The sequence below is a fragment of the Cupriavidus sp. CPT47-8839-RL05A genome (genome assembly GCF_058792255.1).
In genome coordinates this window covers 1-22645 of sequence record NZ_JBYTEG010000009.1, presented here as the reverse complement: position 1 = coordinate 22645, position 22645 = coordinate 1, and the positions used below count along the sequence as shown (strand labels likewise).

The 22645-nt window shown below is 66.7% G+C and carries 19 protein-coding genes; 6 read left to right on the top strand and 13 right to left on the bottom strand.

All coding sequences use genetic code 11. From position 1 onward, the window contains the following. The 3 genes from creC (at window position 1) to AC3WVS_RS12605 (ending at window position 3029) form a co-directional block, all read left to right on the top strand. Window positions 1-1437 carry a two-component system sensor histidine kinase CreC gene (gene creC, locus AC3WVS_RS12615; protein ID WP_492318898.1) on the top strand — a complete coding sequence of 479 codons (1437 nt, stop codon included), beginning with the start codon at window positions 1-3 and terminating at the stop codon, window positions 1435-1437. 126 nt (window positions 1438-1563) lie between these two features. Beyond that, window positions 1564-2541: an NAD(P)H-dependent flavin oxidoreductase gene (locus AC3WVS_RS12610; protein ID WP_010814870.1), complete on the top strand. Its 978-nt coding sequence runs from the start codon at window positions 1564-1566 to the stop codon at window positions 2539-2541. Window positions 2542-2660: 119 nt separating this feature from the next. After that, the gene (locus tag AC3WVS_RS12605; protein WP_492319065.1) at window positions 2661-3029 is read left to right on the top strand and encodes a YbaN family protein; all 369 of its coding nucleotides are present in this window, start codon (window positions 2661-2663) and stop codon (window positions 3027-3029) included. 140 nt (window positions 3030-3169) lie between these two features. Here the strand turns inward: AC3WVS_RS12605 and AC3WVS_RS12600 are convergent, their stop codons facing one another. The 7 genes from AC3WVS_RS12600 to AC3WVS_RS12570 all read right to left on the bottom strand — a co-directional run bounded on the left by AC3WVS_RS12600 (window position 3170) and on the right by AC3WVS_RS12570 (window position 11816). Further along, the gene (locus AC3WVS_RS12600; RefSeq protein WP_010814872.1) at window positions 3170-4420 is read right to left on the bottom strand and encodes a phenylacetate--CoA ligase family protein; all 1251 of its coding nucleotides are present in this window, start codon (window positions 4418-4420) and stop codon (window positions 3170-3172) included. Between the two features lie 86 nt (window positions 4421-4506). Continuing rightward, a complete protein-coding gene (locus AC3WVS_RS12595; RefSeq protein ID WP_010814873.1) occupies window positions 4507-5325 on the bottom strand; it encodes an ABC transporter ATP-binding protein in 819 nt (272 codons plus the stop codon). A 99-nt stretch (window positions 5326-5424) separates the two neighbouring features. Beyond that, the gene (locus tag AC3WVS_RS12590; protein ID WP_492318897.1) at window positions 5425-6762 is read right to left on the bottom strand and encodes an ABC transporter substrate-binding protein; all 1338 of its coding nucleotides are present in this window, start codon (window positions 6760-6762) and stop codon (window positions 5425-5427) included. Between the two features lie 91 nt (window positions 6763-6853). Beyond that, a complete protein-coding gene (locus AC3WVS_RS12585; protein ID WP_492318896.1) occupies window positions 6854-7930 on the bottom strand; it encodes a branched-chain amino acid ABC transporter permease in 1077 nt (358 codons plus the stop codon). 24 nt (window positions 7931-7954) lie between these two features. After that, entirely contained in the window at window positions 7955-8869 is a 915-nt protein-coding gene (locus AC3WVS_RS12580) for a branched-chain amino acid ABC transporter permease (RefSeq protein ID WP_010814876.1), read from the bottom strand. Window positions 8870-8880: 11 nt separating this feature from the next. Beyond that, window positions 8881-9843, bottom strand: a complete 963-nt coding sequence (locus tag AC3WVS_RS12575) for an ABC transporter ATP-binding protein (protein WP_492318895.1) — start codon at window positions 9841-9843, stop codon at window positions 8881-8883. Window positions 9844-9857: 14 nt separating this feature from the next. After that, window positions 9858-11816, bottom strand: a complete 1959-nt coding sequence (locus AC3WVS_RS12570) for an AMP-dependent synthetase/ligase (protein ID WP_492318894.1) — start codon at window positions 11814-11816, stop codon at window positions 9858-9860. A 278-nt stretch (window positions 11817-12094) separates the two neighbouring features. On the opposite strand from AC3WVS_RS12570, the gene AC3WVS_RS12565 reads away from it, so the two are divergent. Both AC3WVS_RS12565 and AC3WVS_RS12560 read left to right on the top strand, forming a co-directional pair. Beyond that, window positions 12095-12763: a Crp/Fnr family transcriptional regulator gene (locus tag AC3WVS_RS12565; protein ID WP_010814879.1), complete on the top strand. Its 669-nt coding sequence runs from the start codon at window positions 12095-12097 to the stop codon at window positions 12761-12763. A gap of 1 nt (window position 12764) precedes the next feature. Then, entirely contained in the window at window positions 12765-13187 is a 423-nt protein-coding gene (locus tag AC3WVS_RS12560) for a DUF3293 domain-containing protein (protein ID WP_492318893.1), read from the top strand. 48 nt (window positions 13188-13235) lie between these two features. Here the strand turns inward: AC3WVS_RS12560 and AC3WVS_RS12555 are convergent, their stop codons facing one another. The 5 genes from AC3WVS_RS12555 to AC3WVS_RS12535 form a co-directional block, all read right to left on the bottom strand. Next, entirely contained in the window at window positions 13236-13577 is a 342-nt protein-coding gene (locus tag AC3WVS_RS12555) for a hypothetical protein (RefSeq protein WP_010814881.1), read from the bottom strand. A 184-nt stretch (window positions 13578-13761) separates the two neighbouring features. Continuing rightward, the gene (locus AC3WVS_RS12550; protein ID WP_492318892.1) at window positions 13762-14616 is read right to left on the bottom strand and encodes a 3-hydroxybutyryl-CoA dehydrogenase; all 855 of its coding nucleotides are present in this window, start codon (window positions 14614-14616) and stop codon (window positions 13762-13764) included. 51 nt (window positions 14617-14667) lie between these two features. Continuing rightward, window positions 14668-15105 (bottom strand): HIT family protein, encoded by a 438-nt coding sequence (locus AC3WVS_RS12545; protein WP_013955378.1) that lies wholly within the window; start codon window positions 15103-15105, stop codon window positions 14668-14670. Window positions 15106-15247: 142 nt separating this feature from the next. Continuing rightward, window positions 15248-18538, bottom strand: coding sequence for a fused isobutyryl-CoA mutase/GTPase IcmF (icmF, locus tag AC3WVS_RS12540; protein ID WP_492318891.1), 3291 nt, complete (start codon window positions 18536-18538; stop codon window positions 15248-15250). A 281-nt stretch (window positions 18539-18819) separates the two neighbouring features. Further along, entirely contained in the window at window positions 18820-19158 is a 339-nt protein-coding gene (locus tag AC3WVS_RS12535; RefSeq protein ID WP_035819806.1) for a DUF2917 domain-containing protein, read from the bottom strand. A gap of 209 nt (window positions 19159-19367) precedes the next feature. Here AC3WVS_RS12535 and AC3WVS_RS12530 point away from each other — a divergent pair, with 209 nt between their 5' ends. Beyond that, window positions 19368-20774, top strand: coding sequence for an aminotransferase-like domain-containing protein (locus AC3WVS_RS12530; RefSeq protein WP_492318890.1), 1407 nt, complete (start codon window positions 19368-19370; stop codon window positions 20772-20774). 6 nt (window positions 20775-20780) lie between these two features. Here the strand turns inward: AC3WVS_RS12530 and bcaP are convergent, their stop codons facing one another. After that, window positions 20781-22178 carry a branched-chain amino acid transporter BcaP gene (gene bcaP, locus AC3WVS_RS12525; protein ID WP_492318889.1) on the bottom strand — a complete coding sequence of 466 codons (1398 nt, stop codon included), beginning with the start codon at window positions 22176-22178 and terminating at the stop codon, window positions 20781-20783. Window positions 22179-22645: the final 467 nt, after the last annotated feature.

Sequence of the window (22645 nt, the reverse complement as noted above, 5' to 3'; positions counted from 1 at the left end):
ATGCATATCGGCCTGCGCATCTTCTTCGGCTTCTTCCTGATCGTGGGACTGGCCACGGTGCTGACGCTGCGCGTGTTCGTGCAGGAGGTCAAGCCCGGCGTGCGCCAGGCCATGGAAGACACGCTGATCGACACCGCGCACGTGCTCGCGGCGCTTGCCGCCGACGACATGAAGGCCGGCCGCATTGCCGACGGCGATTTCGCGCGGCACATGGCGGCGCTGCGCGATGTGCCGGTGAATGCCGATGTGTCGGGCCTGCACAAGGACAGCATCGGCTACCGCGTCTACGTGACCGATGCCAACGGCATCGTGCGCTTTGACTCCACCGGTACTGACGTGGGCCGCGACTATTCGCGCTGGAACGATGTCTACCTGACGCTGCGCGGCAAGTACGGCGCACGCAGCACGCGCACCGACCCCGACGACGAGGCCAGCACCGTGATGCACGTGGCCGCGCCAATACGCGACGCGGACGGCGAGCGCATCATCGGCGTGCTGACCGTGGCCAAGCCCAATGCGGCGATGGCGCCGTTTATCGAGCGCAGCCAGCGCAAGATCCTGCTCTACGGCGGTCTGCTGATCGGCGCTGCCTGCGTGATCGGGCTGGCCTGCACGCTGTGGCTGGCGCATGGACTGAGCCGGCTGCGCGGGTATGCGCGCGCGGTGGCGGCCGGCGAGCGCGCCGAGATGCCGCTGCGCGGCGGCAGCGAGCTGGCCGAGTTGGGCCGCGCGGTGCAGGGCATGCGCGAGCGGCTGGAAGACAAGCAGTATGTCGAGCACTACATCCACACGCTGACCCATGAGATGAAGAGCCCGCTGGCCGCGATCGGCGGCGCCGCCGAGCTGCTGCAGGAAGAGATGCCGGCGGCGGACCGCCAGCGCTTCATCGCCAATATCCGGGCCCAGTCGGGCCGGCTTGAAACCATGATCCGCAAGCTGCTGGCACTGGCCGATGTGGAGCAGCGCCAGCGCCTGGAAGTGCGCGAGCCGGTGCGGCTGGCCCCGCTGCTGGCGCAACTGGGCAGCGAACTGGAACCGCGCGCGCGCCAGCGCGGCGTGACGCTGCGGCTGGCCGCCGACGCCAGCCCGGACCTGGTTGCCGGCGATCCGTTCCTGCTGCGCCAGGCCATCGCCAACCTGCTGGAGAACGCCATCGACTTCGCCCCGCCGGACAGCGAAGTCACGGTGCGGCTGGAGCGCCGCGGCGGCGCGCTGGCCATCGCCGTCGCCGACCAGGGCCCGGGCATCCCCGACTACGCCCTGCCGCGCGTGTTCGAGCGCTTCTACTCGCTGCCGCGCCCGCACGGTGCGGACAAGAGCACCGGCCTGGGCCTGTGCTTTGCACGCGAGGTGGCAACGTTGCATGATGGCGATGTCACGCTGGCCAACCGCCCCGGCGGCGGCGCGCTGGCGGAACTGACCCTTCCGGCCGGGTAGTTCGACGAGGTGACCGGACCGGCATAGACTGGGGCTTCTAACGTGACCGCGCTGAAACTCCCTATAATCGAACGACCGTTCATTTAGGGCACCTGCAACGTGCCCGTCAGTAGTTCAGGAGACACCATGCCCGCCGCCAAGCAACTGCCCCAGGCCCTGCAGAACCTGGCCCTGCCCGTCATCGCCTCGCCCATGTTCATCGTCAGCTACCCGGAGCTGGTGCTGGCGCAGTGCAAGGCCGGCATCGTCGGCTCGTTCCCGGCGCTCAATGCGCGCCCGGCGGAGCTGCTCGACGAGTGGCTCACCCAGATCGAAGGCGAGCTGGCCACCTTCAAGGCCGCCAACCCGGGCGCGCAGGTGGGCCCGGTCGCGGTCAACCAGATCGTGCATACGTCGAACGCGCGGCTGGAACATGACGTAAAGGTGTGCGTGGACCACAAGGTGCCGATCTTCATCACCTCTCTGCGCGCACCGGTCAAGGAAATGATCGACGCGGTGCACAGCTATGGCGGCATCGTGCTGCACGACGTGATCAGCATGCGCCATGCCGAAAAGGCGATCGAGGCCGGCGTCGACGGCCTGATCCTGGTGGCGGCCGGCGCCGGCGGCCATGCCGGCATGCTGTCGCCGTTCGCGCTGGTGGGCGAGGTGCGCAAGATCTTCGACGGCCCGATCGCGCTGTCGGGCTCGATCGCCACCGGCGAGGCGGTGCTGGCCGCGCAGGCCATGGGCGCGGACTTTGCCTACGTCGGCACGCGCTTTATCGCCTCGCAGGAGGCCCACGCTGCCGAATCGTACAAGCAGTCGATCACCAGCTCGGCCGCCGCCGATATCATCTACACCAACCTGTTCACCGGCGTGCACGGCAATTACATCCGCGAAAGCATCAGCAACGTGGGGCTGGATCCGGACAACCTGCCGGTGGCCGACAAGAGCAAGATGGACTTCTCCAGCGGCGCCTCCAAGGCCAAGGCGTGGAAGGACGTCTGGGGCGCCGGCCAGGGCGTGGGCCAGATCCACGACATCCCCACCGCCGGCGAAATCGTCGCGCGCATGAAAGCGGAGTACGATGCCGCCAAGGCGCGCCTGGGTATCGCGCGCTAACCGAAGTTTTCACCGGGCCGCTATTGCGGCCCTTCATTCAACCATTGCCTGGTCCAAGCTCCACCACCCCGCCCGATTCCGACGCCACGCTGAGCCGCCGGCAGCAGGCGCTGCGCGCCATGTGGGTGGTGCTGGGCGCGGTCTTCCTGCTGCTGGGGGTGATCGGCATCTTCCTGCCGGTGCTGCCGACCACGCCATTCGTGCTGCTGGCCGCGGCATGCTTCGCGCGGGGGTCCCGGCGCTTCCATGAATGGCTGCTGGGACATCCGCGCTTCGGGCCGCTGGTCAGCGACTGGCAGCGCCATCGCAGCATTCCCTTCCGGGCCAAGTGCCTGGCGTTGTCGATGATGTGGGCGTCGATGGGGACGACCGCGTGGATGCTGCGCGCGCGGCCGATTGCCTCCGCGGCGTTGCTGGCTTGCGCGGTGGGGGTGAGTGTCTGGATGGTCAGGCTGCCGACGCGGCCGGTGGAGGAGGGAAAGTCTTGAGGATGCGGGCGTATTGAAGCGCGTCACTCCGTCGACGCACCGGCCCTCTCCCCGGCCGGCCCTTCTCCCGCCTGCGGGAGAGGGGCCGGGGGAGAGGGCCAGCGTATCAACGAAATCGATCCTGCCAGCCGCCACCCAACTCAATCGTAGCTGCGCGCATCCTCGATCAGCTTCCCATCCTGCGGCAACGACCCCGCCGCAACGAAAGCCACTTCACCGCGCAGCCGCATCACTTCGCGCAGCGATTCCGCCACCGCACGCTGCAAGTCACCATCCTCGCGCGTGGCCTCGCAGCGCAGCGTCATCACGTCCGCGCCTGGGTCGCCAGTCACCACCAGCCGCGCCGCGCGGATCTCCGGATGCCGCCGCAGCACGTCCGCCACCTGCCCGGGATGCACGAACATGCCCTTGACCTTGGTGGCCTGGTCGGCACGGCCCAGCCAGCCCTTGAGCCGGATATTGGTGCGCCCGCACGGGCTGGGCCGCTGCGACGACTCCGCCACGATGGCCGACAGGTCGCCGGTGCCGAAGCGGATCAGCGGGTAGTCGCCGTTGCCCAGCACCGTCACCACCACCTCGCCGGTCTCGCCCTCGGGCATCGGCCGGGAACCGCCAGGCTCGACGATCTCCACCAGCACGCCCTCGTCCACCACCCAGCCATCGCCGCCCTCGGTCTCATAGGCAATCAGGCCGACATCCGCGGTGCCATACATCTGCTGCACGCGCACGCCGCGCGCCTGGAACCAGGCCCGCAGCGACGGCGGCAGCGCCTCGCCCGAGACCAGCGCCTTGGCCAGGCTGGTGCAGGGCGTGCCCAGCTCGTCGCCGCGCTCCAGCAGCAGCTTCAGGAACGACGGCGTGCCGGCGTAGGCCGTCGGCTGCAGGCTGGCCAGCGCCTGCACCTGCGAATCGGTCTGGCCGACGCCGGCCGGGAACACGCAGCAGCCCAGCCGGTGCGCGCCGGTCTCCATCATCATGCCGGCCGGGGTGAAGTGGTAGGAGAAGGTGTTGTAGACCAGCTCGCCGGCGCGGAAGCCCGCCGCATGCATGGCGCGGGCCACGCGCCACCAGTCGGCGTCATGGCCGTCGGGTTCATGGATCGGGCCGGGCGACTGGAACACATGGCGCAGCTTGCCCAGCGGCGTGGCGTTGAGCCCGCCCAGCGGCGGCAGCGCGCGCTGGCGCGCGGTCAGGTCCGACTTGCGCGTGACCGGCAGCGCCGCCAGCGCCGCGCGCGAGCTCAGCAGCCGCGGGTCGACGCCGCCCAGCATCTCGGCAAAGTAAGGCGCGTTGTCGCGCGCATGGGCCACCTGGCGTGCCAGGGCGGCAAGGAGCGCCTGCTCGCGGACTTCCGGCGCGCGGGTTTCGAGCGAATCGAAGTGTTCTGGCATGGTGCTATGCGTCAGGGAATGGGATGCGGCATGCCGCCGCGCCGCTGGGCGCGTGGTGGCAATGCCGGATGAAATCGGTCGGGTGCCTACGCCAGCCAGCGCTTGCGGCGCCGGTAGCTCTTCACATCGCGGAACGACTTGCGCCCGGCACCGTCGTCCGCATCGTTGGCGGCCACGCCCAGGTAGAACTCCTTGACGTCCTCGTTGGTGCGCAGCGACTCGGCGTCGCCGTCCATCACCACGCGGCCGTTTTCCAGGATGTAGCCGTAGTCGGCATAGCGCAGCGCCACCATGGTGTTCTGCTCGGCCAGCAGGAAGCTGACGTTCTCGCGCGAATTCAGGCCGCGCACGATCTCGAAGATCTCCTCGACGATCTGCGGCGCCAGCCCCATCGAAGGCTCGTCCAGCAGGATCATCGCGGGCTTGGCCATCATGGCCCGGCCGATCGCGCACATCTGCTGCTCGCCGCCGGAGGTATAGCCGGCCTGCGACTTGCGGCGCGTCTTCAGCCGCGGGAAGTACTCGTAGATCTTTTCCAGCTCGTCGCGCGTCTGGCCGCGCGACAGGCCGCGCGTGTAGGCGCCGGTGAGCAGGTTCTCCTCGATGGTCAGGTGCGCGAAGCAGTGGCGCCCTTCCATCACCTGGATCACGCCGCGGCGCACCAGGTCGTTGGGCGTGAGCTGGTCGACGCGGTCGCCGCGATATTCGATCGAGCCCTTGGTGACATCGCCGCGCTCGGCCTGCAGCAGGTTGGAGATGGCCTTGAGCGTGGTGGTCTTGCCCGCGCCGTTGGCGCCGAGCAGCGCCACGATCTTGCCCTCCGGCACTTCGAGCGAGACGCCCTTGAGCACCAGGATCACGTGATCGTAGATGACTTCGATATTGTTGACGGACAGAAGGCTCATGGTGCGGCTCGTGTTGGTGTTGCGGTTTCCAGCTTGCCTGTTGGGTTCTCCCACTCCCGCAAGCGGGAGTGGGAGAACCCAGTCGCGATTGGGGCGGCCTCAGGACTTCGAACAAGCCGGCGTAATCCCCTTCTCCTTCGCGTACTGCGCCGCCGTGGCCTTGAACAGCGGGTGGATCAGGCTCTTGTTGCCCTCGATCCAGTCCGACACCACCACCCACTTGGTGCCATCCCACTGCTGGATCTTCACCTTGCCGGAGCCCTCGTGGTTGTCGCAGCTGGTCTTGATTTCCGGCAGCAGGCCGGTCGCGCCCAGTTGCTGCAGGCGCGCGTTGGTCAGGTTCAGGTTCTCGAAGGCCCAGCGCATCTGCTCGCCGGTCATGGGCTTGCCCTTGCCGAACTTGGCCTGCGCCACGCGCACCGCTTCCACCGTCACCACCGCCGCCGACACGCCGCGGTTGTACAGCACCGAACCCACCTTGTTCTTGTCCTGCATATTGCCCTTGCCGCCACCGTAGACCACCTTCTCGATATCGGCGATCAGCGGCACGTTGCGGCCGGCGACGTTCCAGGTGGCGCTCATATAGCCCTTGGAGGCATCACCCGCCGGCACCGTGTCTTCTTCCGAGCCGGCCCACCACGAGCCGATCATCTTGTCGCGCGCAAAGCCGACCTTCTGCGCGGCCTTCAGCGCGGTCTGGTTCATGACGCCCCAGCCCCAGAAGATCACGTAGTCGGGGTTCTCCTGGCGGATCTTCAGCCACTGCGCGCCCTGCTCGTTGCCGGGGTGCGCCACCGGGATCTCCACCAGGTTGAACTTGCCCAGCTTGGCCTCGGCCTGCAGCGCCACGATCGGCTCCTTGCCATAGGCCGAGTCGTGGTACAGGTAGACGATCTTCTTGCCGGCCAGCGAGCCGCCGTTCTTCGAGGCCAGGTACTTGACGATGGCCGAGACCTGCATCTGGTACGTGGTCACCAGCGGGAACGCGTACGGGAACACCGAGCCATCCACCGCGTCGGTGCGGCCGTAGCCCATCATCACCAGCGGCACCTTGTCGGCGGCGGTCTTGTCGACCAGCGCGTACGAGATGCCGGTGGACATGGCGTGGTAGGCCGTGCCCTTGGTGGTGGCGTTCTTGGACTTCAGGCGTTCATAGCACTCCACGCCCTTGGCGTTGTTGTACTCGGTCTCGCACTCTTCCCACGACAGCTTGACGCCATTGACCCCGCCTTCCTTCAGGTTGACGTAGTTGAGGTAGTCGATGAAGCCGCCATACCAGGACTGGCCGTTGGCGCCATACGGCCCCACGCGGTAGCTTGGCAGCGCCACGAACTGCTCGTTGGTCTGCGCCATGGCCGGCGCCGCCGGCGCCAGCAGTGCCGCCGCGGCGCTGACCACCAGGGCGGCGCGTTGCACATTGCGAATCAGGTTGGTCATGACAGTCTCCATCGCCCTCAAGGGAGCGTTTCGTTATGCGTAAGCTTCAGAACTTCACACAGGAACTGCGGTAATACAGGCACCCCTCCCGTCAATGAGGGAACGGCCACAGCCTCAGCTTCTCCTTGGCGATCTGCCACAGCCGGGCCAGCCCGTGCGGCTCCACGATCAGGAAGAAGATGATCAGCCCGCCGAACACCATCAGCTGGATGTGCGACACGGTGGCATTGGTGAATGGCAGGTGCAGCAGCGCGGCCAGCGGCGGCAGCACGTTGTCCAGGAAGATCGGCAGCAGCAGGATGAAGGCCGCGCCCAGGAACGAGCCCAGGATGCTGCCCACGCCGCCGATGATGATCATGAACAGCACGCGGAACGACAGGTCCAGCGAGAAGCCGTCCGGCTCGACCGAGCCCAGGTAGCAGAACGCATAGAGCGCGCCGGCCACGCCGCAGTAGAACGAGCTGACCGCGAACGCCAGCAGCTTGGTGCGCATCAGCGGGATGCCGATCACCTCGGCCGCCACGTCCATGTCGCGCACCGACATCCATGCGCGCCCGGTGGCCGAGCGCACCAGGTTCTTGGCCGCCAGCGCCAGCACCGTGACGATGGCCAGCACGAACAGGTACTTCTTCACCGGGGTGTCGATGGCGAAGCCGAACAGGTCCAGCCGCTGCGCCGTGATCACGCCCGACGAGCTGTTGTTGGAGAACCAGGGGAACTTGGTCAGCGCCCACACCACGAAGAACTGCGCCGCCAGCGTCGCCACCGCGAGGTAGAAGCCCTTGATGCGCAGCGACGGCAGGCCGAAGGCCACCCCCACCAATGCCGCGGAAAGGCCCGCCATCACGAATGTCAGCAGCACCGGCATGCCTTCCACGCGCAGCTGGAAGTTGTAGGCCGCGTAGGCACCCACCGCCATGAAGGCCGCGGTACCGAGCGACAGCTGGCCGGCATAGCCGGTCAGGATATTCAGCCCCAGCGCCGCCAGCGAGAAAATCAGGAACGGGATCAGGATGGCCGAGAACCAGTATTCCGACCCGACGAACGGGATCGCCACGAAGGCCACCGCCATCAGCACGGCAAAGCCGATGCGGTCCTGGCGGATGGGGAAGATCTGGCTGTCGGCGACGTAGCTGGTCTTGAACTGGCCGGCTTCACGATAAAACATGGCAAGTCTCCTGTGCGAAGTCGGTCAGACGCGATCGATGTGTTTCTCGCCGAACAGCCCTTCGGGCCGCACCAGCAGAAACAGCAAGGCAAACACATACGGGAACCAGCCTTCGATGCCGCCGAAGTTGCCCCCGAACATCGACTGGAACACCGGCGGGATATAGATCTCGGCCAGCTTCTCCGAGGCGCCGATGATCAGCCCGCCGACGATGGCGCCGGGCACCGAGGTGAAGCCGCCCAGGATCAGCACCGGCAGCGCCTTGAGCGCGGTCAGCGTGAGCGCGAACTGCACGCCATTGCGCGAGCCCCACAGCATGCCGGCCACCAGCGCGACGAAGCCCGCCACGCCCCACACGATCGCCCAGATGTTCTGCAGCGGGATGCCCAGCGACAGCGCTGCCTGGTGGTCGTCAGCGACCGCGCGCAGCGCGCGCCCGACCTTGGTGTACTGGAAGAACAGCGCCAGCGATCCGACCAGCAGGCCGGCAATGGCCGCCGCCGCAATATCGAACTTGGACAGCACGATGTTGAAGTTGGTCATGATCGACTCGATCGGCTCGTCGACGATGCCCAGGTTGATCGGGCGCACCTCATTGCCGAACAGCAGCGGCCCCAGGCCCTCGAGGAAGAACGACAGCCCGATGGTCGCCATGAACAGCGTGATCGGCGGCTGGTTGACCAGCTTGCGCAGCACGAAGCGCTCGGTGCTCATGCCGACCAGGATCATCACCACGAAGGCGCCGATCACCGCGGCCCACATCGGCAGGCCCTTGTCCATCAGCCCCACCACCGCCAGCGCGGCGAAGTACACCATCGCACCCTGCGCGAAGTTGAACACGCCCGAGGCCTTGTAGATCAGCACGAAGCCCAGCGCCACCAGCGAGTACATCAGGCCAGAGAGCAAGCCGCCGATCAGGATTTCAAAGAAGAACGTCATGGTTCAGAGCCTCAGTGCGAAGTGCCCAGGTACGCCTTGATCACGTCAGGGTTGCCCTTGACCTCTTCCGGCGTGCCGTCGCCGATCTTCTTGCCGTAGTCGAGCACCACCACGCGGTCGGAGATATCCATCACCACGCCCATGTCGTGCTCGATCAGCACGATAGTGGTGCCGAACTGCCGGTTCACGTCCAGGATGAAGCGGCACATGTCCTGCTTCTCTTCGACGTTCATGCCGGCCATGGGCTCGTCCAGCAGCAGCATCGAGGGCTCGGCCGCGAGTGCGCGCGCCAGTTCGACGCGCTTCTGCAGGCCATACGGCAGGCGCCCCACCGGGGTCTTGCGGATCGACTGGATCTCGAGGAAGTCGATCACTTCCTCGACCTTCTGGCGATGGCGCATCTCCTCGTTGCGCGCCGGGCCCCACCACAGCGCGTGGGCGAAGAGCCCGGTGCGGAACTGCGTGTTGCGCCCGGTCATGATGTTGTCCAGCACCGTCATGCCCTTGAACAGCGCGATGTTCTGGAAGGTGCGCGCAATGCCCTGGCGCGCCGCGGCGGTCGGGTGCATCTGCTTGCGCTCCTCGCCGCGGAACACGATGCGTCCCTGCTGCGGGTGATAGACGCCGTTGATCACGTTGAGCATGGAACTCTTGCCGGCGCCGTTGGGGCCGATGATGGCGCGCACCTCGTGCTCGCACACATCGAACGAGATATCGGTCAGCGCCTTGACCCCACCGAACGACAGCGAGATATGCTGCAGGTCCAGGATCACCTCGCCGCCGGTGCGCGCCTGCTCGCCGGTGCGCTGCGCGCGCTGCGCGCCGGGATGCGCACCGCTGTCATCCGCCAGACCCGCGGGAGACATCGGGCCTGCCGGGGCGATCGCGCCGCCGCTGCCCGTGCCGCTGGCATCCGTGCGTGCCGTCCCCGCCCATTCGCGCTGCCCCGCGCCTTGCCAGGCTACTTGTGTCATCTTGCTGCCCTCGCTCATGCCGCGCGCGCCGCCACAGGCAGGCGCTTCGCATTGACCAGCTTCAGCGTGGCCGACACGCTGCCCTCGCGTCCGTCTTCAAACTTGACGCGCGTCTCGATGAACTGCTCGGACTTGCCCGCATAGAGCGCGTCCACCAGCACGCCGTATTTGTCGGCGATAAAGCCGCGGCGCACCTTACGCGTGCGCGTGAGCTCGTCGTCGTCCGGATCCAGTTCCTTGTGCAGGACCAGGAAGCGTGCCACCTGCGAACCGGCCAGCATCGGGTCGTTGGCCAGGTCGGCATTCACCTGGTTCACGCACTCGCCGATCATTTCCAGCACCTCGGGCTGCGCGGCCAGGTCGACATAGCCGGCATACGGCAGGTGGCGGCGCTCGGCCCAGTTGCCCACGGCCTCGAAGTCGATATTGATAAACGCGCAGACCTGGTCGCGGTCATTGCCGAAGGCCACCGCTTCCTTGATGTACGGGAAGAACTTGAGCTTGTTCTCGATGTACTTGGGCGCGAACATCGAGCCATCGGCCAGCTTGCCCACGTCCTTGGCGCGGTCGATGATCTTCAGGTGGCCGTCGGCGTCGATCACGCCGGCGTCGCCGGTCATGAAGTAGCCCTCGTCGTTGATGGCCTCGCGCGTGGCCTCGTCGCGCTTGTAGTAGGACTTGAGCAGGCCCACGCCGCGCACCAGCACCTCGCCGTTGTCGGCGATGCGGATTTCCATGCCGGGCGCGGCCGGGCCGACTGAATCGAACTTGACCTTGCCGTCCGGCTGCAGGCACACATAGGCGCAGGTCTCGGTCTGACCGTAGAACTGCTTCAGGTTCACGCCGATCGAGCGGTAGAAGCGGAACAGGTCCGGGCCGATCGCCTCGCCCGCGGTATAGCCCACACGGATGCGGCTCATGCCCAGCACATTGCGCAACGGGCCGTAGACCAGCGTTTCGCCCAGGGCGTAGCGCGCGCGGTCCGCGAGCGATACCGGCTTGCCGTCGAGGATATCGGTGCCGCAGCGCTTCGCCACGTCCATGGCCCAGTGGAACAGCTTGCGCTTGATCCAGCCGGCATCCTCCATGCGGATCATCACCTGCGTCAGCAGCCCTTCATAGATGCGCGGCGGCGCAAAGTAGTAGGTGGGGCCGATCTCGCGCAGGTCGGTCATCACCGTTTCGCGCGATTCCGGGCAGTTCACCGTGAAGCCCGCCACCATCGCCTGCGCGTACGAGAACAGGTTGTCGCCCACCCATGCCATCGGCAGGTAGGACAGCACGTCGTCGTCCGCGCTGAGCTTGTCAAAGGCGCAGCCGTTGCGCGCCGCGCCGATCAGGCCGTAGTGCGAATGGCATACGCCCTTGGGCTTGCCGGTGGTGCCGGAGGTATAGAGGATGATCGCGGTGTCGTCGGGCTGGCCGGCGGCAATGGCCTCGTCATAGAAGCCCGGGTGCGCCTGGTCGAACTCGCGGCCAAGTTCCTGTAGCTGTTCATAAGACATCAGCGACGGATGGTCGTAGTCCATCAGGCCGCGCGGGTCTTCAAAGATGACGTGGCGCACGGCGCGGCCGGACTCGGCCAGCTGCGCTTCCACTTCCAGCAGCTTGTCGACCTGCTCCTGGTCCTCGACGATGGCGAACTCGATCTCCGCATCGTTGAGCACGTAGACCATCTCGTTGGCGATGGCGTCCTGGTACAGCGGCACCGGCACGCCGCCCAGCGCCTGCGCCGCGGTCATGGCCCAGTACAGCCGCGGGCGGTTGTCGCCCACCACCGCCAGGTTCATGCCGCGCCTGAAACCGAGTGCGGCCAGCCCGCAAGCCAGTGCCCTCACCTGCTGCGCCGCCTGGGCCCAGCTGTATGTCTGCCAGATGCCGAGATCCTTCTCGCGGTGAGCCGGATGATCCGGCCGCTGCTGGGCGTGCGCCAGCAGCCATCGCGGGAAGGTCGTCGCCGACGATTCCTGCATCGCTGTCTCCTGTCCCTCCGGCGTGGGGATCCACGCCCGGTGTCAAGCGCCGGTCCGATCGTTATACTTGGCTTGCTTTGCCCGGCAGCAATTGCCGCCTGGCATCAAGCCCGGTGTGCCTTGCGTCAGGCCGCCGGGAAAGCGTTTTCGCCTTGCCCCGGCGTGCCGCTGGTGGCACCCGCGGTTCCGTTGTGATCGTACGATAGCCCATGCCAACAACCCCGGTTGTCACGCCGGTGACAATTCCGGGTTAATCCCTACGGGAGCTTCTGCAGGCCATGCTGAACGATTTTGTCGACCGCTGCGTGTGGGCAGCAGACCTGAGTCCCGAGCAGCGCGAGCGCGTGCGCCGCGCCATGTTCGTGCACGAGTACACCCAGGGCGACTACGTCTGTCACAAGGGTGACATGGCCGAGCACTGGATGGGCGTGCTCGAAGGCATCGTCAAGATCACCACGGTTTCGCCCTCGGGCAAGTCGGTCACCTTCACCGGCGTGCCCACCGGCGGCTGGTTCGGCGAAGGCGCGGTGCTCAAGTCGGAAATCCGCAAGTACGACGTGATGGCGCTGCGCCGCTCGACCATCGCCTTCCTGCCGCGCGACACTTTTCTGTGGTTGCTGGATACCAGCCTGCCGTTCACGCGCTTCCTGCTGACCCAGTTCAACGAACGCCTGGGACAGTTCATCGCCGCCGTGGAATACGAGCGGCTGCTCGACATCGATTCGCGCGTGGCGCGCGCGGTGTCGTCGCTGTTCAATGAGCACCTGTATCCGGGGATCGGCAAGACGCTGGAGATCTCGCAGGAAGAGATCGGCCTGCTCGCTGGCATCTCGCGCCAGCGCGCCAACCAGGCGCTCAAGGTGCTGGAACAGCAGGGCCTGGTGCGGGTGGACTACGGCGTGATCGAGGTGCTGGACCTGGAGGGGTTGCGTCAGTACGGCGAATAACATGGCCAGCACCATCGACGACGCCACGCTGCAGGCCTATCGCGAGACCCATTACCGCGTGCTGGGCGACCCGCCGATGATATTGCGGGTAGACCAACCCAGCGCCCCGCTGGCGGCGCTGCACCGCGCGCTGGGCGTGGCAGCGAGCGCCTTCATTACCGCCGCCAACCCGTTCAGCCTGCGCTGCGACGACGACGCCAACGCAAAGCGCCAGCAGGCGCTGGCGCAGGACGTGGCAAGGATGGGGTTGCGCGCAATCGAAGCCGCCGGCGAGCATCCGCGCAACGGCTGGCCGGCCGAGCCGAGCTTCCTGGTGCCGGGGCTGTCGCTGGCGGATGCACGGGCACTCGGCGAGAAATACGAACAGAACGCGGTGGTCTGGAGCGGCGCGGACGCGGTGCCGCGGCTGGTGCTGCTGCGCTGAACGCCGGCCGGGCGGTGGTGCCGGGCGGCGCCTCAGCCGGTGCGGCGATCAGTGGCCGTGATGACCGCGATGGCCGTGATGCCCGTGATGACCGCGATGCCCATGGCCGTGGTGGCGATAGTGATGATGCCGATGATAGTGGTGATGGCGGCCGCGCCACTCATGGCGGCCATACCAGCGACGGCCATCCCAATAACGGTCGCCATGCCAGCCGTGATGGCGCGGCGCATACACCACGTGCGGCGGGGGTGCCACATAGACCGGGGCCGGCGCCGCATAAACCGGCGCGCCGATCTGCACGCCCACGTCCACATGGGCCATCGCCGAACGGGCCGCCAGCAGGGACATTGCGCCCGCGAGCAGCGCAGCAAAGAGAATCGGGTGAGCCATGGAGCTTGTCTTGTCGTAAAGGGAATGGGTGCACTCTACCGCGCATTCCTGTTACCGGATGCGGCGGAGTGTTTCGGCATATAACGCCGTGTAAGCGGGATTTGGCGGCAACCGGAACCGGCACCGGAAAAAGCAGCGGCCGCCCGCAGGCGGCCGCTGTACCACGCGGCAAGTGCCGGGCAGCTTACTTGCTATAGACGTACACGCCGCGGCCCGTCTTGCGGCCCAGGTAGCCGGCAGCGACCATCTCGCGCATCAGCATCGCCGGGCGGTACTTCGGATCGGCAAACTCCGTGTACAGCACTTCCATCACGGCCAGCATGGTGTCCAGGCCGATCATGTCAGCCAGCGCCAGCGGCCCGATCGGGTGGTTGCAGCCCAGCTTCATGCCTTCGTCGATCTCTTCCGGCGAGGCCAGGCCTTCGCCCAGCACGCAGAAGGCCTCGTTGATCATCGGGCACAGGATGCGGTTGACGACGAAGCCCGGGCTGTTCCTGACCGTGATCGGGTACTTGCCGAGCTGCTTCGACAGGGCCTCGACGGCGGCGTGGGTGGGGTCGCTGGTCTGCAGGCCGCGGATCAGTTCCACCAGCGCCATCACCGGCACCGGGTTGAAGAAGTGCATGCCGATAAAGCGGTCGGCGCGCGAGGTCACGGCAGCCAGCTTGGTGATCGAGATCGACGAGGTGTTGGACGCGATGATCACGTTCTCGCCGACGATGCCGTCGATCTGCTTGAGGATCTTGACCTTCAGGTCGTAGTTCTCGGTGGCGGCCTCGATCACGATATCGGTGGCCTTGAGATCGTCATACGAGGTGCTGCCCTTGATGCGCGCCAGCGCGCTGGCCTTGTCGGCCTCGGTCAGCTTTTCCTTCTTGATCAGCCGGTCCAGGCTGCCCGCCACGGTGGCAACACCCTTCTGCACGGCGGCATCGCTGATGTCGACCATCACCACGTTGAGACCTACCACTGCGCAGGCCTGGGCGATGCCATTGCCCATGGTGCCGGCACCGACGATGCCCACTGTCCTGATGCTCATCTTGTCTTCCTCTGCTTGGTTGGATTGCTGATTGATCGGTTCAGGCGCGGCTCAGGCGCCCTGCTCGCGCAGCGCTGCGATGATGCGCTCGGCATGGCCCTTGAGCTGTTCCGGATCCTGCATCTCGCGCGCATGGCCGCGCAGCGCGCTGTCGGCATAGCGCGGCACGATATGGAAATGCACGTGCGGCACGGTCTGGCCCGCGGCCGCGCCGTTGAACTGGCCGATGGAGATGCCGTCGGGCGCAAACGCCGCGCGCACCGCGCGCGCCACGCGCTGCGTGGCGACGATGGCGGCCTGCGCGCCCTGCTCGGACAGGTCGAACAGGTTGACCGCGGCTTCCTTGGGCACCACCAGCGTATGGCCGTCGGCCTGCGGCATGATGTCCATGAAGGCGATGGTGTCGTCGTCCTCGTAGACCTTGATGCACGGCAGCTCGCCGCGCAGGATCTTCGCGAAGATATTGGTCGGGTTGTACTGGGTGTCCATGATCGTTGGCTTGCGGTTGTCTCGAATACGTTTGCCGTGGCGCGGCCGCCGGCACAGCCTTCGAGTGTAACGCAGGGCGGCCCTTCACTGCGGCCGCCCTGCGCGGTAATCGGGCACTGCTTGCTGCGCGGTGCCGCCGGCTCTACATATTGCGCCGGTACTGCCCGCCCACCTCGAACAGCGCATGCGTGATCTGCCCCAGCGAGCAAACCCGCACCGCGTCCATCAGCACCGCGAATACGTTCTGGTTGTCGATCACCGCCTGGCGCAACTGCGCCAGCATGGCCGGGGCCTCGGCCGCGTGGGCCTGCTGGAACGCATGCAGGCGGTCGAGCTGGCTCTGCTTCTCGGCCTCGCTGGAGCGCGCCAGCTCCAGCTTCTGCGGGGTCGGGTCGCCGTCCGGGTTGCGGAACGTGTTCACGCCGATGATGGGCAGCGTGCCGTCGTGCTTGAGCTGCTCGTAGTAGAGCGACTCTTCCTGGATCTTGCCGCGCTGGTAGCCGGTCTCCATCGCGCCGAGCACGCCGCCGCGCTCGGCGATGCGCTCGAACTCCTGCAGCACCGCCTCTTCCACCAGGTCGGTCAGCTCCTCGATCAGGAAGCTGCCCTGGTTGGGGTTCTCGCATTTGGCCACGCCCCACTCGCGGTTGATGATCAGCTGGATCGCCAGCGCGCGGCGCACCGATTCGCCGGTGGGCGTGGTGATGGCCTCGTCGTAGGCATTGGTGTGCAGCGAGTTGCAGTTGTCATAGATCGCGATCAGTGCCTGCAGCGTGGTGCGGATATCGTTGAAATCGATCTCCTGCGCATGCAGCGAGCGGCCCGAGGTCTGGATGTGGTACTTCAGCTTCTGGCTGCGCTCGTTGGCGCCATACTTGTCGCGCATGGTCACGGCCCAGATGCGGCGCGCCACGCGGCCCAGCACGCTGTACTCGGGGTCCATGCCGTTGGAGAAGAAGAACGACAGGTTGGGCGCGAAATCGTCGATATGCATGCCGCGCGCCAGGTACGCCTCCACATAGGTGAAGCCGTTGGACAGCGTGAACGCCAGCTGCGAGATCGGGTTCGCGCCGGCCTCGGCGATGTGGTAGCCGGAGATCGACACCGAGTAGAAGTTGCGCACCTGGTGGTGGACAAAGTACTCCTGGATATCGCCCATCACCTTGAGCGAGAACTCGGTGGAGAAGATGCAGGTGTTCTGGCCCTGGTCTTCCTTGAGGATGTCGGCCTGCACCGTGCCGCGCACGTTCTGCAGCACCCAGGCGCGGATCTTCGCTTCCTCGTCTGCGGTGGGCTCGCGCTGGTTGTCGGCGCGGAACTTGTCGAGCTGCTGGTCGATGGCAGTGTTCATGAACATCGCCAGGATGGTCGGGGCCGGGCCGTTGATGGTCATCGACACCGAGGTGCTCGGGCTGGTCAGGTCGAAGCCGTCGTACAGCACCTTCATGTCGTCGAGCGTGGCGATCGACACGCCGGAGTTGCCGACCTTGCCGTAGATGTCGGGGCGCACGTGCGGGTCTTCGCCGTACAGCGTGACCGAGTCGAACGCGGTCGACAGGCGCTTGGCATCCATGCCTTCGGACACCAGCTTGAAGCGCCGGTTGGTGCGGAAAGCATCGCCCTCGCCGGCGAACATGCGGGTGGGGTCCTCGTTCTCGCGCTTGAAGGCGAACACGCCGGCGGTGTACGGGAAGCTGCCGGGCACGTTCTCGCGCATCAGCCACTTCAGCACCTCGCCGTCATCCTCGAAGCGCGGCAGCACCACCTTGCGCACCTTGGTGCCGGACAGCGTGGTCGTAACCAGCCCGGTGCGGATCTCCCGGTCGCGGATTTTCACTACGTACTCGTCGCCGCTGTAGGCTTCGCGCATCTGCGGCCACATCGCCAGCAGCTTGCGCTCAACCTGGCCCAGCGCGTTGTCACGCTCCGCCGCCAGCGCATCCAGCGCGGCGCCATCGCCTTGCGCGGCCTGCAGCATGCGGCTCGATTCACGCAGTTGCTGGCGCTCGCGTGCAATGCGGCTCTGCTCCATCACGCGGCGGTGGTAGCCGCGCACCGTGTCTGCCAGTTCCGCCAGGTAGCGGCTGCGCGCCGGCGGCACGATCACATTCTGGCCGGTGGAGATGCGCCCCGCCTGCGCCGGCAGCACGCCCGGCTGCAGCTTCAGGCCGCGTTCGGCCAGCGCCGCGCGCAGCCCCTGGTACAGCATGGTCACGCCATCGTCATTGAAGCGCGACGCCTGCGTGCCGTAGACCGGCATGTCCTCGGCCTTGCCGTGCCATTGCTCGCGGTTGCGCTGCACCTGCTTGGCCACGTCGCGCCACGCGTCCTGCGCGCCCTTGCGGTCGAACTTGTTGATGGCGACGAAGTCGGCAAAGTCCAGCATGTCGATCTTCTCGAGCTGGCTGGCCGCGCCGAACTCGGGCGTCATCACATAGAGCGACAGGTCCACGTGCGGCACGATGGCCGCATCGCCCTGCCCGATGCCGGAGGTCTCGACAATCACCAGGTCGAAGCCCGCCACCTTGCACGCGGCGATCACGTCCGGCAGCGCCTGCGAGATCTCCGAGCCCGCCTCGCGCGTCGCCATCGAGCGCATGAAGATGTTCGGGTGGTTGATCGCATTCATGCGGATGCGGTCGCCCAGCAGCGCGCCGCCCGACTTGCGCCGCGACGGGTCGATCGAGATCACGGCGATCGATAGCGCATCCTGCTGGTCGAGGCGGAAGCGGCGGATCAGTTCGTCGGTCAGTGACGACTTGCCGGCGCCACCGGTGCCGGTGATGCCGAGCACCGGGCTCGATGCCGCTGCCGCTTGCGCATGCATCGCCTGCACCAGCGCCGCATCGGCCTTGCCGTTCTCCAGCGCGGTAATCAGCTGGGCCAGCGTGCGGCGGTCGCCACCGGCAACGGGTTCCAACGTGGCCGGCGCATAGCGCGACAGGTCGATGTCGCAGCGCTGCACCATGTCTGCAATCATGCCGGCCAGGCCCATGCGCTGGCCGTCCTCGGGGCTGAAGATGCGCGCCACGCCATAGGCCTGCAGCTCGCGGATCTCGTCCGGCACGATCACGCCGCCGCCGCCGCCAAAGACCTGCACGTGCTCGCCGCCCTTCTCGCGCAGCAGGTCAACCATGTACTTGAAGTATTCGACATGGCCGCCCTGGTAGCTGGAAATCGCGATGCCCTGCGCGTCTTCCTGCAGCGCCGCCGTCACCACTTCCTCGACCGAGCGGTTGTGGCCGAGGTGGACCACCTCGCAGCCATGCGACTGCAGGATGCGGCGCATGATGTTGATCGAGGCGTCATGGCCATCGAACAGCGACGCCGCCGTGACAAAGCGCACCTTGTTGACCGGACCGCGGCCTTGCGCGGTGGGCTTGGGCTGGGGCGCACCGCGGCGCACATCATGCACATCGGAAAGGTCGGTCATTGTCTCCACCGTTTCTGGTGTTGGCTGCCACCGCGGCGTGCGCCGGAAGTGCCGTTCTGTGCCGGCTTGGCTGCAAACGCGCGGGCTGCGCCCCCGGGTCGGGGCCGATCGATTATATGACGTTGACGTTAACGTAAAGCAATGAGGCGGAACCCCGAGACCGGCGTGCGTGGGACGGGCTGTCCCTATAGAGTAGGCGCCCGCGGCACGCGCCGCGCAAGCGCCCGGGCAAACAAAAGGCCACCCGCAGGTGGCCGTTCCGGCAAAGCGTGAGTGGCCGCTCAGGCCCAGATCCTGGGGCACTCCCCGAACGCATCCGTGCTGTGCTCCTCCACCCGGTGCCGCATCACCCGCAGCCATGCCGCCAGCCGCCGCAGCGACCACGGTGCCGGCACCTGTGCCAGCGTGAAGCGCGCGCCCGCGCCATCGCCCGACAGCCACACCCGGTAGCCTTCCGGCAACGGCAGTTCGGCGCCCGGCTCCAGCCAGATGTCGTTGGGATTGCCTTCCACCGTCACCCACAGCTTGCCCGCCGCCGCGCAGACGGTCTGCCCGTAACCGGCGCGCCAGCTCACTGGCTGTCCGGGCTCGTCCAGTTCGAAAGTCCGTAGTTCGCGCATGTCGCACTCCTCATCAGCCCGGCGGTCTGGTCCGGTGCCGACTCCTGGATGCCGAATGACCACAGGAGCCGGCGCCTGTCTCCGCCACGCTTCCATTATTCGCATCCCTCACTACAATCCCATGTACAGTTGTGAACAGTTTTCGATGAACTGTTCAGTAGTTTTCCCTGACAGTTGCGCCCTCCGGTTTCCCCCGGCTGCCCTGCCTTATGAAACTAATCTTAGATGCTTCTACCGGAATTCCACTGACCGATCAGATCGTCAACGGCGTGAAGTCGTGGATCGGCAACCGCGAGGCTCGGCCTGGCGCAAAGCTGCCGTCGATCCGGCAGCTGGCGGCGGAGAATGGCATCAGCCGCTTCCCGGTGATCGAAGCCTATGACCGGCTGGTATCGCAGGGGCTGCTGGATTCGCGCCAGGGTTCGGGCTTCTATGTGGCGGACAGTCCGCTGGCGGGGCGCTCAGCGTGCGGCTGGTCGGATCCGAGCCTGGCCGAGGATCTTTCCGACCACATCCTCGAGCAGTTCAACCACCCCAGCGGCACGCTCAAGCTGGCCGGCGGCTTCGTGCCCGAGACCTGGCGCGACGTTGAGGGGCTGACACAGGCGATCCGCGCGATCTCGCGCAACGAGATCGACAGCGTGATCCACTACGCCACGCCGATGGGGCATCCGGAACTGCGCCGCCAGGTGTTGCTGCGCGTGCGCCAGCTGGGCATCGCCGCCGAACTGCCGCAAGTGCTGATCACCACCGGTGCCAGCCAGGCGCTGGACCTGGTGGTGCGCCACCTGCTCAAGCCCGGCGATACGGTGTTCGTGGAAGATCCCGGCTACTACAACCTGTTCGGCCTGCTGCGGCTGCACGGGGTGCAGCTGGTGGGCGTGCCGCACACGCCCAACGGCCCCGACCCGGACGCCACCGAGGCGCTGCTGCGCCAGCACAAGCCCAAGCTGTTCTTCACCAACAGCGTGCTGCAGAACCCGACCGGGTCGACACTGGCGCCGCCGGTGGCATTCCGGCTGCTGGAGCTGGCGCGCCGGCATGGCTTCCGCTTTGTCGAGGACGATATCTTCTCGGACTTCCAGACCCACTTCACCGACCGGCTGGCCACGCTGGACCAGCTTGAGCACGTGATCTACATCGGCGGCTTTTCCAAGACGGTGTCGGCCTCGCTGCGGGTCGGCTACCTGGTGGCCGACAAGGCGCTGGTCAAGGACCTGGTCGATGTGAAGGTGCTGACCAGCGTGGCCGGCTCGCACTTCGCGGAAGCAGTCACGGCGGCGCTGCTGGAGCGCGGCGGCTACCGCAAGTATGTGGAGCGGCTGCGCCTGCGCGTGCGCGAGGCCTGCGCCAATGCCGTGCGGCAGCTGACCGGCAACGGCTGGGAGGTGTTCTGCCAGCCGTCCGGCGGCAACTTCCTGTGGGCGCGCCCACCCGGCATCGAGGATTCACGCGACCTGGTGACGCTGGGCGAGGAATACGGCGTGACGCTGGCGCCGGGCAACTACTTCCGCCCGGGCGGCGAGACCTCGGCATGGATCCGGATCAACGCCGCCTACGCCAACGAGCCGCGCGCGGTGGCCTTCATGAAGGCCGCGGCCGGGCGCGGCAGCTGAAGGCGCTCAGCCGCCGTGGTTATGCAGCACGGCATTGCGCCGCGCGTAGCCGAAGTAGATCACCAGCCCCACCGCCAGCCACACCAGGAAGGCAATCCAGGTCAGCGCCTGCAGGTGCGCCATCAGGAACAGGCAGAAGCCGATCGACAGCAGCGGCACCACCGGCACGCCCGGGCAACGGAATGCGCGCGGCAGTTCCGGGCGCGTCTTGCGCAGCACCAGCACCGCCACCGAGATCAGAGTGAAAGCCGCCAGCGTGCCGATATTGATCAGCTCGGCCAGCACGTTCAGCGGCACGAAGGCGGCAATCGCGGCAAACACGATGCCCACGGTCCAGGTGGCGAAATACGGCGTGGCATGCACCGGGTGCACTGAGGACAGCCGCTCGGGCAGCAGGCCGTCGCGCGACATCGCAAAGATCACGCGGGTCTGGCCGTAGGTCATCACCAGGATCACCGTGGTCATGCCCAGGATCGCGCCAAGGTCGACAAAGCCCGCCACCCAGTTCTGGCCCGCGAACTGCAGCGCCAGCGACACCGGGTGGTCCACGCCGGCAAACTTCGCGAACGGCACGATGCCGGTCATGATCGCCGCCACCACCACATACAGCACCGTGCACACCGCCAGCGAACCGATAATGCCGATCGGCAGGTCGCGGCGCGGGTTGCGCACCTCTTCCGCGGCCGAGGTCACCGCGTCGAAGCCGATAAAGGCAAAGAACACCAGCGCCGCCGCATTGAAGATGCCGGCAAAGCCGAATGGCGCAAATGGCTGCCAGTTGGCCGGCTGCACATGCCACACGCCCACCGCGATAAACAGCAGCACCACGCCGATCTTGACCGCCACCATCAGGTTGTTGATGCGCGTGGATTCGCGCACGCCGTAGGACACCACCCAGGTGATGGCCAGCATGATCAGGCACGCCGGCAGGTTCAGCATGGTCTTCACCCCCGGCACCGAGCCTGGCGCCGCGGTCAGCGCCGCCGGCAGCTTCAGCCCGAAGCCTGCCATCAGCGACTGGAAGTAGCCCGACCATCCCACCGACACGGCGGACGTGGCCAGCCCGTATTCCAGCAGCAGGTCCCAGCCGATCATCCACGCGACGATCTCGCCCAGCGTGGCATAGCTGTAGGTATAGATCGATCCCGACACCGGGATCGCCGAGGCAAACTCCGCGTAGCACAGCGCGGCAAAGCCGCACGCCAGTGCCGCGATCACGAACGACACCGTCAGCGCCGGCCCCGCGGTCAGCGCGCCGGTGCCGGTCAGCACGAAAATGCCGGTGCCGATGATGGCGCCGATGCCCATCATCACCAGGTCGGTCGGACCCAGCACCTTCTTCAGGCCGTCATCGCGCGCGACGGCCAGCATCGCGTCGATGTCCTTGGTGCGGAACAAGCTCATTCAGACTCCCTGCAACTGTGGCCGGGCACGCGGCGGCAAGGCGCGCGGGCCCGGAAAAAGGGCGGTAGTTTACGCCCGCCACAGCGCGAAGGCGTCACATTGCGCGCCCGCGCGCGGCAGGCACGTCATCGAATGATAGGAAAGGCCAGGCTGGCCGGCACTGACTGCAAGCAAAGCTGCGGAAGGAGAATGTCAGCCGCCGCAGCCGGGCGCCGACAGGATCCCGCCTATCGGCAAGCCAGCACGTGCAGCGCCGGGTAACCTCGCTCAGGCATGCATGAGGATATTCACCAGCCGCCCGAACGGATCACGCACATAGAAGCGGCCGCTGGCGCCTGAACGGAGCGGGGACCGTCAAGCGATCCCCGCCCGATAGGCACAATAATCTACTTCGCCACCGGCATGGTGAACTCAGCGCCCTTGGCGATCGAATCCGGCCAGCGCTGCATCACGCTCTTGTAGCGCGT

Excerpts from the sequence above, each read along its gene's own strand:
- AC3WVS_RS12570 (WP_492318894.1), bottom strand. The coding sequence starts at position 11,816 with ATGCAGGAATCGTCGGCGACGACCTTCCCGCGATGGCTGCTGGCGCAC.
- AC3WVS_RS12575 (WP_492318895.1), bottom strand. The coding sequence starts at position 9,843 with ATGACACAAGTAGCCTGGCAAGGCGCGGGGCAGCGCGAATGGGCGGGG.
- AC3WVS_RS12555 (WP_010814881.1), bottom strand. The coding sequence starts at position 13,577 with ATGGCTCACCCGATTCTCTTTGCTGCGCTGCTCGCGGGCGCAATGTCC.
- AC3WVS_RS12560 (WP_492318893.1), top strand. The coding sequence starts at position 12,765 with ATGGCCAGCACCATCGACGACGCCACGCTGCAGGCCTATCGCGAGACC.
- bcaP (WP_492318889.1), bottom strand. The coding sequence starts at position 22,178 with ATGAGCTTGTTCCGCACCAAGGACATCGACGCGATGCTGGCCGTCGCG.
- AC3WVS_RS12610 (WP_010814870.1), top strand. The coding sequence starts at position 1,564 with ATGCCCGCCGCCAAGCAACTGCCCCAGGCCCTGCAGAACCTGGCCCTG.
- AC3WVS_RS12545 (WP_013955378.1), bottom strand. The coding sequence starts at position 15,105 with ATGGACACCCAGTACAACCCGACCAATATCTTCGCGAAGATCCTGCGC.
- AC3WVS_RS12590 (WP_492318897.1), bottom strand. The coding sequence starts at position 6,762 with ATGACCAACCTGATTCGCAATGTGCAACGCGCCGCCCTGGTGGTCAGC.
- AC3WVS_RS12605 (WP_492319065.1), top strand. The coding sequence starts at position 2,661 with ATGTGGGTGGTGCTGGGCGCGGTCTTCCTGCTGCTGGGGGTGATCGGC.
- creC (WP_492318898.1), top strand. The coding sequence starts at position 1 with ATGCATATCGGCCTGCGCATCTTCTTCGGCTTCTTCCTGATCGTGGGA.
- AC3WVS_RS12585 (WP_492318896.1), bottom strand. The coding sequence starts at position 7,930 with ATGTTTTATCGTGAAGCCGGCCAGTTCAAGACCAGCTACGTCGCCGAC.
- AC3WVS_RS12550 (WP_492318892.1), bottom strand. The coding sequence starts at position 14,616 with ATGAGCATCAGGACAGTGGGCATCGTCGGTGCCGGCACCATGGGCAAT.
- AC3WVS_RS12600 (WP_010814872.1), bottom strand. The coding sequence starts at position 4,420 with ATGCCAGAACACTTCGATTCGCTCGAAACCCGCGCGCCGGAAGTCCGC.
- AC3WVS_RS12530 (WP_492318890.1), top strand. The coding sequence starts at position 19,368 with ATGAAACTAATCTTAGATGCTTCTACCGGAATTCCACTGACCGATCAG.
- AC3WVS_RS12535 (WP_035819806.1), bottom strand. The coding sequence starts at position 19,158 with ATGCGCGAACTACGGACTTTCGAACTGGACGAGCCCGGACAGCCAGTG.
- AC3WVS_RS12580 (WP_010814876.1), bottom strand. The coding sequence starts at position 8,869 with ATGACGTTCTTCTTTGAAATCCTGATCGGCGGCTTGCTCTCTGGCCTG.
- icmF (WP_492318891.1), bottom strand. The coding sequence starts at position 18,538 with ATGACCGACCTTTCCGATGTGCATGATGTGCGCCGCGGTGCGCCCCAG.
- AC3WVS_RS12565 (WP_010814879.1), top strand. The coding sequence starts at position 12,095 with ATGCTGAACGATTTTGTCGACCGCTGCGTGTGGGCAGCAGACCTGAGT.
- AC3WVS_RS12595 (WP_010814873.1), bottom strand. The coding sequence starts at position 5,325 with ATGAGCCTTCTGTCCGTCAACAATATCGAAGTCATCTACGATCACGTG.